General features: G+C 63.8%; 8 protein-coding genes and 1 pseudogene. 1 reads left to right on the top strand and 8 read right to left on the bottom strand.

The window, feature by feature from the left end:
- The 6 genes and pseudogenes from MOV75_RS19280 to MOV75_RS19255 all read right to left on the bottom strand — a co-directional run.
- Positions 1–162, bottom strand: a pseudogene (locus tag MOV75_RS19280) (alpha/beta hydrolase); the annotation flags it as partial.
- Between the two features lie 201 nt (positions 163–363).
- Entirely contained in the window at positions 364–1,650 is a 1,287-nt protein-coding gene (locus tag MOV75_RS19275) for a DUF445 domain-containing protein (protein WP_246921866.1), read from the bottom strand.
- Positions 1,651–1,878: 228 nt separating this feature from the next.
- The gene (locus MOV75_RS19270) at positions 1,879–2,334 is read right to left on the bottom strand and encodes a phasin (protein WP_246921868.1); all 456 of its coding nucleotides are present in this window, start codon (positions 2,332–2,334) and stop codon (positions 1,879–1,881) included.
- Between the two features lie 199 nt (positions 2,335–2,533).
- Entirely contained in the window at positions 2,534–3,127 is a 594-nt protein-coding gene (locus tag MOV75_RS19265) for a GNAT family N-acetyltransferase (protein ID WP_246921871.1), read from the bottom strand.
- Complete coding sequence (locus MOV75_RS19260; RefSeq protein WP_246921873.1) at positions 3,124–4,206, bottom strand: alpha/beta hydrolase; 1,083 nt, start codon at positions 4,204–4,206, stop codon at positions 3,124–3,126. The genes MOV75_RS19265 and MOV75_RS19260 overlap by 4 nt, the downstream gene beginning before the upstream one ends.
- Entirely contained in the window at positions 4,203–4,586 is a 384-nt protein-coding gene (locus MOV75_RS19255) for a hypothetical protein (RefSeq protein WP_246921875.1), read from the bottom strand. Before MOV75_RS19255 ends, MOV75_RS19260 begins: the two co-directional genes overlap by 4 nt.
- A gap of 163 nt (positions 4,587–4,749) precedes the next feature.
- Here MOV75_RS19255 and MOV75_RS19250 point away from each other — a divergent pair, with 163 nt between their 5' ends.
- Positions 4,750–5,664 carry an alpha/beta fold hydrolase gene (locus MOV75_RS19250; RefSeq protein WP_246921877.1) on the top strand — a complete coding sequence of 305 codons (915 nt, stop codon included), beginning with the start codon at positions 4,750–4,752 and terminating at the stop codon, positions 5,662–5,664.
- Here MOV75_RS19250 and MOV75_RS19245 read toward each other — a convergent pair.
- Entirely contained in the window at positions 5,661–6,335 is a 675-nt protein-coding gene (locus MOV75_RS19245) for a spermidine synthase (protein WP_246921879.1), read from the bottom strand. The two genes, MOV75_RS19250 and MOV75_RS19245, sit on opposite strands and share 4 nt — an antisense overlap.
- A gap of 124 nt (positions 6,336–6,459) precedes the next feature.
- A partial coding sequence (locus MOV75_RS19240; RefSeq protein WP_247006391.1) for a sulfite reductase flavoprotein subunit alpha occupies positions 6,460–8,261 on the bottom strand: 1,802 nt, incomplete at its 5' end.

The following is an 8,261-nucleotide window of genomic DNA, read 5'->3' as shown; positions in this document are numbered from 1 at the left end:
GACGAGGCCCGGCAGCACCAGCACCGGATGCCCATCGCCGCGCGGCGCGAGGCTCAACAGCGGCAGCGCGCCGAGGAATGCGCCGAACTCATGGATCGCGCGCCCTTCCAGAAACATCAGAGTTCTGGACGGCGGACGCAGCGTCTGGGCAGTAGCGGTCATCAATGTTTCCCCTGGGAAGAATTCCTGAAAGGCCGCCGGCCGCGATGCCGGCAAATGGGCATGAATTCCAATGCTCCGGCTTCTTGATCGTTCCGCAGCGCAACATGAATCAGCTAGACGGCCGGTTCCCGACATTCAAGCGGGTGAGACGCGAGGCCACAATAGGCCCGCGCGTTAATGCCAGCGGCCGTGACGCAAAAGTCACAGCAATCGGAGCAGGAATTCTACGGAGTACAGCGCGAGCCCGGCGAGGCCGCCGATCAGCGAACCGTTGAAGCGGATGTATTGCAGGTCGCGCCCGATGTTGATTTCTATCAGGGAAATCAGCTGCGCCATGTCCCACGCCTTGACCTGGTCGGAGATGAAGATCGAGACGCCGCTCTTCTGGTCGGCGACGAAGCTGCGCAGCACCGCGACAAAGCCCTTGTTGATCTCGCCGCGCAGTTCGGCATCGCCGGCCAGCGCTTCGCCCGCCGCGACGAACATGCCGGCGAGATGATGCTGCAGCACCTGCGTCTCACCGCTCGCGCTGCGCTCGATGAAAGAACGCGTATTGGCCCACACCGTGCGGGCGAGATCGGCAAGCTCGGGCCGCGCCAACAGATCGCGCTTCAATCCGTCGATGCGGTCGATATAGGCCCGATCGCTGCCGAGCCGGTCGACGAAGCTCAGTACCATGCGATCGAACTCGCCGCGGAACGGATGCTTGGGATCGCTGCGCACCTCATTGAAGAACGCTGTGGCGGACGCCACGATCTTGTTCACCAGAAACTTGTCGGCGCGATAAAGCCTGAGCAAGGTCGGCAACTCCGCACGCACCTTCTCGCGGATCATCCCCATCGTCTCTTGCTGGTTCAGCGTCTCGTGCATCACGCGCAGGAGATCGTCGAAGAGGATCTGGTGCCGTCCCTCCGCGACGAAGCCGCGCAGCGTACCGGCGGCGAGCGGCGCAAGGTCGATCGCCTGGAGCTGCGAGGACATGCGGCGGATGATGAAAGTCATCAGGCCGGAGGTCTCGGTTGCGGAGACAGCCTCCGGCAGCAGACGCAGCGCGAAGCGCGCAAGATCGTCGCTGCGCTTGCGATCGCGCAACCAGTCGGCAACGAAGGAGCCGAAATCGATCTCCTGCAGCTTGGCCTCGACGGGACCGGCCTCGAGGAAATGCACCTGGATGAACTCGCCGAGCTTGTCGGCGATACGGGCCTGATTGCTCTGAATGATCGCGGTATGCGGGATCGGCAGGCCGAGCGGCCGCTTGAACAGCGCGACCACCGCATACCAGTCGGCAAGCCCGCCGATGGTCGCAGCTTCCGCGAAGGCGGCTATGAAGCCGAACACGGGATGCACAGGCAGCAGCCATTTCGCGACGACGAACAGCGCCAGCGTCGAAGCCAGCACCAGCGTCGCAAGCGCCTTGACGCGGCGAAGCTCCGCCGCGCGTTCGGCATCGCCGGGGGAATCGAAGGAAAAGGTGGCGGGGGCGTTCATGGCGGATACTTAGCGCGTCAATCTCGGCGTGTCCCGGACGCGGTGCAGCGTACACCGATGCACCGCAGAGCCGGGACCCAGGAAGCGTCCAAGGCAAGATGGACCCCGGATCAGCAGTGCACCACGCCGCAAGAGCGGCGCGCTGCACCGCATCCGGGGAACGCAGGAGACAAACAAAAGGCCCGCCGAAGCGGGCCTCAAATTTCAGTTTTTACTCAGGGCGCCAGATCAGGCAGTCTTGTTGTAGACCTTGGCAAAATTGTCCTGAGCGGACTTCGCGCCGTTGGCGGCGAGCTTGCCGAAATAGTCGGCGGTCGCCTTGGCACGCGAGACGAACACTTCGCCGCGGGCGCGGAGCAAGCCCGACTGGATCTCGACGGCTTCGCTGACCGACTTGGCGGAGGCGAGCTTGTCGATACCGGCGAAGAACGCCTGGGCGTCGTCATAGATCGCCTGCTGGATATTGCGGCTGATCTTGCCGGCCTCAGTGACGGACTCGGTCACCGCGTTCTCGACGGCGGCGGTCACGCGCTCGGAGCCTGCGAAAACCTCGGCAGCGCGGTCCTTGGCGGTGTTGGCGGACTTCTTCACGAACTCGCGGGCGGCCTCGGGAACTTCCAGGTTCTGGATGTTCTTGAATGCGTCCTTGAAGCCTTCGAAAGCGGTGTTGGTTTCGGTGGTCATTGGGGTTCTCTCCATCCTCGTTGCTCTGAGCTATGGGCTCACCCCGTCCGCATTGGCCCGGGGCCCGATCTATATGGCATAGTTAATTGTGCGATGCAATATTCTTGTTGCGGTGCGATATCACGAAATCGTGAACAGCCTTAACAGGAGGCAATCTGGTGCCTCCCTGGCCAGACCGGGTTCCCGGGCGGCGAGCTGGCTAGTGCTGCACCGCGTCCGGCAGCCCGTAGGCCTCCATCTGGGCCTGGACCTGCGCGATGTTGTGCCCGAGCACGACGATGTCGTGGGTCTTGCCATCGACGTCCCGGACGTGGTCCCGCAGCAGCGCTTCAGCCTTGAAGCCGAGGCTCTCGAACACCGCGATCGCGGCCTGCTGGTCGACGGTCATCTGAACCGAGAGTTTTTCCAGGCCGGCGCCAAGCGCGAGGGCAAAGGTCTCCTGCGACAGCGCCCGCCCCACCCCCTTCCCGCGCACGTCGAGCGAGACCACCATGCGGATCTCGCCGACATGGGGCGACCAGGAGTGAGGATCGCGCACCAGCGTGCCGCATCCGACGACCTTGCCGTCCCTGACCGCAAGCAGGCTTGTGATCGCGCCGCGCTCGATCTCCTTGACCCAGGCCGACAGCACCTTCGGCTCGCTGATGTTGCGCGGCAGAAACAACAGGTCGTGGGTCGGCAGGCCCTTGCCGAAGGCGAGCACCGCCGCCTCATCCGCGGGCGACATCAGGCGGATCTCGATATCGCCGGCGTCGGTCTTGACCTGACGCGGATAGGAACGCTGTTCGCTCATGTCGATCTCTTTCCCAGCCAGGAATCCAGTTTTGGCCAAAGCCGCTTCACGGCGTTGGCGCCCGCGACGAGCGAGACGTGACCGCCTTTCAGCATCACCTCTTCCTTGTCCGCAGATCCAATCTTCGCAATCAGGTGCTTTGCGGCGTCATACGGCACGATGTGATCGTGCTCGGCGACCGCATGCAGGATCGGCACCTTGATGTCTTCCAGCTTGGCGGCGCGACCGCCGACCGACATGGTGTCGTTGAACAGCTTGTTATCCCACATCAGGTCCTTGGTGATGGCGCGGAAATATTCGCCGGCCAATGGCAGCGTGTCGGTCGCCCAGCGGTCGAACATGCGGTACGACTTGACGAACTCGTCGTTCCAGATGTTTTCCCAGAGCTGGATCTGGCTCACCGTGCGCGAGGCCGGGCGCAGCATCTCGAACGAGGACAGGATCATCTCAGGCGGCACATTGCCGATGCTGTCGACGAGGCGGTCGACATCGAAATAGCGACGGTCGGAGAAATTCGAGAACAGCTTCATCTCGCGGAAGTCGATCGGCGTGGTGAAGCAGATCAAATTCTTCATCGGCCCATCCTTGTGGATCGAGCCGTACAGCAGCGACAGCACGCCGCCGAAACAATAGCCGATGACGGAAACGTCCTGCTCGCCGGAATCCTGCTGCACCCGGCGGACGCAGTCTGGAATGAAGTCGAGGACATAGTCCTCCATCCGCAGACTCTTCTCCTCCGGCCGCGGCGCGCTCCAGTCGAGCATGTAGACATCGTAACCCCGCTTGAGCAGGAATTCGATGAAACTCTGCCCGGGAACGAGGTCGAGAATGTAGCCGCGGTTGGTGGTGGCCATCACGATCAGCACCGGCACGCGGTAGATCTCGTCCGACATCGGCCGGTAGTGATAAAGGCTCATTGTGCCGCGCGAATGCAGCACGTCCTTCGGCGTCGAGCCGAGCGTCGGGCCGGAACTCGAAAAATACTCGACACCCTTGATGCTTCGCTGGATCGCGCGCTGCACCTCGCTCTGGATGCGTTCCGGGATAGATGCGAAATCAAGTCCCGTCGGCGCGTTCATGTCTGCTCTCCGCCTTCGGAGGGCGGACGTTTCGTCCGTGGCGGCCGCGGCGCGCTGTCGAAGCCTTGCGATATCCCCGAACTTGCCGCCATCTGGCTCAGCATCGACTTCATCTCGCCGATCTGGGCTTCGATCGACTGGAGCCGTTCCGCAAGGCCTGTGACCTGCTCCCGGCTGGGCAGGTTCATGGTGACGAGGTATTTCTCCACGAGCTCGCCGAGCTGCTTCTGAGCACCTGCAGCAACTCCGCCCGCACGGTTCATCGCCTGTGAAAATTCCGGCGACGACATGGCCTGGTTGGCGAAAGAGTTGAACCCCTTCTCCATCTCGCCAACCATCTTCTGCCACACAGCGACGGGGTCATTGATCTTGTCGGTCATCGGCGTCCTCCTGAAATCGAGAGCTGCGATGCCCTTCTTTTTGCCATACCACACCGTTGCGCGGTGCCGGTCAACCGGCAAGCGCACCTGCTGCTTGGCACGCCGCTTCTTTGTGGCGGGAAACCGTGCGATACAGCATCGATCAGCAGGAGGGACCGCGCCCGTGACCACCCATCAGCCGCCCCAGACCGTCCGCGCCAATGGCATCGACATCTGCTACGAGATCTTTGGCAACGACAATGCCGAGCCGCTGCTGCTGATCATGGGTCTCGGGGCGCAGATGATCCACTGGGACGATGCGTTCTGCGAGCAGCTTGCCGCGCGCGGCTTCCGCGTGATCCGCTTCGACAATCGCGACATCGGAAAGTCGAGCCATCTGACGGGCGGCAAGCGGTTGACGCCGCTCGAGCTGCTGAAGCTGCGCTTCCTCAGAATTCCCGTCGCCGCAACCTACAAACTCATCGACATGGCCAAGGACACAGTCGGGCTGATGGACGCGCTCGGCATCAAGTCGGCGCATCTGGTCGGGGCGTCCATGGGCGGCATGATCGCGCAGGAGGTGACGCTGTCGTTTCCCGAGCGCGTGCGCTCGCTGACATCGATCATGTCGACGACAGGCAATCCGCGCGTGCCGCCGCCGACGCGCGAGGCCGCCGCAATGCTGATGGCGCCGCCGCCACGCAGCAAGGAGGAGTTCATCGTCCGCTACGGCCAGACCTGGAAGATCTTGCGCGCCGGGTCCTTTCCCGAAGAAGAAGCGCTCGACCCCAGCCGTGCCGAACGGGTGTTCGCGCGCGGGCTCAATCCGGCCGGCGTCGGCCGCCAGCTCCGCGCCGTACTTGCATCGGGCAACCGCAAGGACCGGCTGCATGGCGTCAAGACGCCGACGCTGGTGATCCATGGAACCGTCGATCCCCTGGTCCGTCTCGAGGGTGGCAAGGACACAGCGGAGTCAATTCCTGGCGCCAAGCTCCTGATGATCGAAGGCATGGGCCACGCGCTGCCGATGCTGTTCTGGCCAGAGATCATCGGCGCCATCGACAAGCACGCGCATGGCGCTGCGGCGCAGGCCGCCTAGCTCTTCCGCGCGATCCAGATCACGTGGCGCGCGCCGCCGCCCCTTCCGGTGGCGCGGACGTTGACCTCTTTGACGTCGAAACCGGCGCGGCCAAGACGCTTCGTGAACGCGGGATCGGGTCCCGACGACCACACAGCGAGCACACCGCCCGGCCGCAGCGCCGTCTTCGCCGCCTGCAGCCCGCTCGTATTGTAAAGGGCGTCATTGCTCTTTCGGGTCAGCCCTTCCGGCCCGTTGTCGACGTCGAGGAGAATAGCATCGAAGGTTGCCCGCTGCGCCCGGATGATTTCGGCGACATCGGTCTCCCGGATGCTCACCCTGACATCATCAAGGCTGTTGCCGAAGACCTCAGCCATCGGTCCACGCGCCCAAGTGACCACCGCGGGCACCAGCTCGGAGACCATGATCTTCGCCTTGCTTCCGAGCACGGCCAACGCCGCACGCAGCGTAAAGCCCATGCCGAGGCCGCCGATCAGGACGACGGGTTTTGCGACCGTCTCGATCTGCTTCGCCGCAAGCGTTGCGAGCGCGGCTTCGGAGCCCGACAGACGGTTGTTCATCAGCTCGTTGGTGCCGAGCTTGATGGAAAACTCCTTGCCCCGCCGCATCAGGCGGAGCTCTTCGTCGGAGCCGGGGATTTTGGCGGTGTCAAGTTTTTCCCAGGGAATCATGGGAGTGCTTTAGCACGATCCGATTCCGTAGGGTGGGTTGGCCGAAGGCGTAACCCACCATCTTCGTTCCGCATTCGCTGAAGTATGGTGGGTTACGCTTTGCTAACCCCCCATACGATCTGCGCTACCCACCCGCCCAGACATCGAGCACGTATCGGTTCTTCGTCCCCATCTCCTCGATCCACCGCGCACTGGCGGCCGCATCGCTGCCGCTCTTCTCGCTGTGGATCGCGACCAGCGCCGCCTTCACGTCGGGCTCCATCTTGCCGCCGTCGCCGCAGACATAGATGATCGCGCCCTGCTCGATCAGCGGCCAGACCTTGTCCTTCTGCGCGGCGAGGACATGCTGCACATAGGTTTTCGGTCCGTCCGCGCGCGAGAACGCCGTGAACAGCTCGGTGATGCCGCTTGCCGCCAGCGCCTTCAGCTCCTCCGCGTAGAGAAAATCCTGATCGGGATGGCGGCAGCCGAAGAACAGCATGGATGGCCCGAGCGCCGCGCCCTTGGCCTTGCGCGCGGCGCGTTCCTGGAGGAAGCCGCGGAACGGCGCGAGGCCAGTGCCGGGCCCGATCATGATGATCGGCACCGAGGGATCGTCCGGGAGCCGGAAGCCGGCCTTGGTCTCGCGCACGGTGGCGTAGATCGCATCACCGGTGCGCCGGTTGGCGAGATAGTTCGAGCAGATGCCCTTGTAGGTGCCGCGTCCGGACGCAGCCGGCCCCTCGACCACGCCGACCGTGATGCTGCAATGAGCCGGGTCGACCGACGGCGAAGACGAGATCGAGTAATAGCGTGGCGCCAGCAGCGAGAGCATTTCCAGATAGACATGGAACGGCAATTCGCAGGCCGGATATTCGAGCAGCAGATCGAACACCGATTTGCGCCTGGCCAGGATCTCGCTGCGATAGCGCTCGAGTGGCTCGCCCTCCTCGCCGACGAAGGCCAACAGCTTCGGCTTGGTGACGGGGCAGCGGGTGTGCTCGGCCATGATCTGGATCTGCTTGCGTGTCGCGACCTGCTGCAGCTCGACGAACTCGCTGAGCAGGCGGCCGACCGACACGGCGTCCCCGACTGGCAATTGCGCGCGGCGCCCTTCGGCGACCTGAAGCCTGATCTGGTCGGCCGGCAGGAAACCAAAGCGGCGAGCCACCGAATCCACCAGCGTCGGATCGTTGCGCGGGACGACGCTGAGGTGATCGCCGACGCGGTAGCTGACGTTGGACGGCAGCTGCACCTCGATATGACGCGTCGAGCGTTCCGACGGATTTTGGCCGTTCTTGTTCTGAAGCTCGCCGTTGACCAGCACCTTCATCGCCACCGCGCCGCCCTGGGCCACGATGGTGTTGACGGCGGTCACTGCCACCGGCTCGATCGCGTAGAGCGGATCGTCCTCCGCGGTGCGGGTGAAATTCCAGTCGATGCCGAATTCCTTGGTCGCGACCTGGGCGGCAGCCGGGAACCATTTCTGGAACTGGCCGTCGAGATCGCTACGCGCATCGCCCTCGCCGCGCGGATAGACCGCGCGCGCACCGTGCGCCGACAATTGTTCGTCGATCAAGCGCGGCACCGATTGATAGGTCGCAGCCCAGTCGCTATTGCCGCAGCCGAACACGGCATAGCGGACATTGGCAAAGGCATCCTTCGGCAGATCGCCGCCGAGCCATTTCACGAACTGCGTCGCATTGTCAGGCGGTGCACCGTTATAGGAGGCGCAGATGATCAGCACGCCGCCCTCCTGCGGCAGCTTGCCGACGTAATCGTCGAGCGGGCCGAGATGCACCGCAAAGCCGTTGATCTCGGCAAGATCGGCCATGCGTGTCGCCAGCTCCTCGGCGGTGCCGAGATTGGAGCCGTAAAGCACTAGCATCGGCGTGTTGTGGCCCGGCCGGGCCGTCGGCTGGCGCGGCGCCTTCGGCGCCGAGGACG

Origin of the sequence: Bradyrhizobium sp. PRIMUS42, assembly GCF_023006515.1 — a bacterium.
GTDB lineage: Bacteria > Pseudomonadota > Alphaproteobacteria > Rhizobiales > Xanthobacteraceae > Bradyrhizobium.
The sequence above is the reverse complement of the archived record's forward strand: the minus strand, read 5'-3'. Positions and strand labels throughout refer to the sequence as shown.

Coding starts and splice junctions, on each gene's coding strand:
- MOV75_RS19260 (WP_246921873.1), bottom strand. CDS start 4,206: ATGAACGCGCCGACGGGACTTGATTTCGCATCTATCCCGGAACGCATC.
- MOV75_RS19255 (WP_246921875.1), bottom strand. CDS start 4,586: ATGACCGACAAGATCAATGACCCCGTCGCTGTGTGGCAGAAGATGGTT.
- MOV75_RS19265 (WP_246921871.1), bottom strand. CDS start 3,127: ATGAGCGAACAGCGTTCCTATCCGCGTCAGGTCAAGACCGACGCCGGC.
- MOV75_RS19270 (WP_246921868.1), bottom strand. CDS start 2,334: ATGACCACCGAAACCAACACCGCTTTCGAAGGCTTCAAGGACGCATTC.
- MOV75_RS19275 (WP_246921866.1), bottom strand. CDS start 1,650: ATGAACGCCCCCGCCACCTTTTCCTTCGATTCCCCCGGCGATGCCGAA.
- MOV75_RS19245 (WP_246921879.1), bottom strand. CDS start 6,335: ATGATTCCCTGGGAAAAACTTGACACCGCCAAAATCCCCGGCTCCGAC.